The organism is Bartonella sp. TT110JLCBS (assembly GCF_042193405.1).
Taxonomy (GTDB): Bacteria; Pseudomonadota; Alphaproteobacteria; order Rhizobiales; family Rhizobiaceae; genus Bartonella.
Genome location: NZ_JBHILT010000117.1, coordinates 1 through 1,167, shown reverse-complemented (window position 1 = coordinate 1,167; position 1,167 = coordinate 1). Strand labels below are relative to the sequence as shown.

At 39.2% G+C, this 1,167-nt stretch carries 1 protein-coding gene; it reads left to right on the top strand.

The annotated features are described in order from the left end of the window. The first annotated feature begins 338 nt into the window (after nt 1-338). The gene (locus ACFILW_RS09875; RefSeq protein ID WP_375685740.1) at nt 339-1,070 is read left to right on the top strand and encodes a phage antirepressor KilAC domain-containing protein; all 732 of its coding nucleotides are present in this window, start codon (nt 339-341) and stop codon (nt 1,068-1,070) included. The last annotated feature ends 97 nt before the right edge of the window (nt 1,071-1,167 follow it).

Sequence of the window (1,167 nt, the reverse complement as noted above, 5' to 3'; positions counted from 1 at the left end):
AAACAATAAGGCATCTTTATTTAGCAAGCCGTTTTGATTACTTTTATAAAAACATTACATTGCCACTTGACATTGTGACAGGAGTATGAATAATCGAATCAGGTGCCTCAAAAACACCTTAAACCGCAAGCGGATTGGTTACCGAAATAATCAGTCTTCTATACATTAAAGATTTTGACTCATTATATGCCGTAGCATATAACAGTCTTGTCGGGTGTAGTTACGCTATACAATACCCTTATGGGAAAAGCGTAACGACGGACTTGTGGCCGTGTTTTTGAGCACCCGGCACTCTTATGGAGTGTCAATCAAAAACATCTAACCCACAAGGAGTTCTCATGAACACTCTTATAGAAATTAAAAAAAGTACTTCTCATAGTGCTGTTACTCAGACTATGTCTAGCATTGAAATTGCAGAAGTGTGTGGTAAGCAGCATAAGAATGTTATGCGTGATATTAAGCAAATATTTAACGAGCTCAAATTTGAGCCGGTTGATTTTATAGGTACTTACATTGATGCAAAAGGTGAAAGCCGCCCTTGTTATAACTTACCTAAGCGTGAATGTTTAATTCTTGTTTCGGGTTACAGCACTGCTTTACGAGCAAAGATTATTGACCGCTGGCAAGAATTGGAAAGACAAGTAGCAACACCACAAGTAGATCTTGCCAATGCTTTGGAAAATCCTCTTACGATTAAACAGCTCCTTTTAGAAAGTATCAATCAATTAGAAGACTTAAGAAATGAGGTGAGTACACTCAAGCCTAAAGCAGAAGCTTTGGAAGGCTTAAAACGTTCTGATGGGCTGTTCGGTCTTATTGAAGCAGCAAAGATGTTAGAGGTAAGACCAAAGGACTTAACAGATTACTTGCGTAAACATGATTGGGTCTATCGACGGGCTCCAGGGGCACCTCTGTTACCTTATCAGGATAAAATCAAGAAAGGCTTTATGGACTGCCCTGCTATTACTATCCAAAGACCAGATGGCACAGAAAAGGTACTCCCTTCAACAAAAATTACCTCCAGAGGATTAGCATGTTTAAGAGAGCAAATTCATGGAGGTGTACAATGAATAGCAGTGTCGATTTTTTGTGCGATTTGTGGATGGCATTGTTTAAGCTTTCTAACCATCGAGGCATTGGAGATGAGGACTGCAATGCTATAGTTGA

Excerpts from the sequence above, each read along its gene's own strand:
- ACFILW_RS09875 (WP_375685740.1), top strand. The coding sequence starts at position 339 with ATGAACACTCTTATAGAAATTAAAAAAAGTACTTCTCATAGTGCTGTT.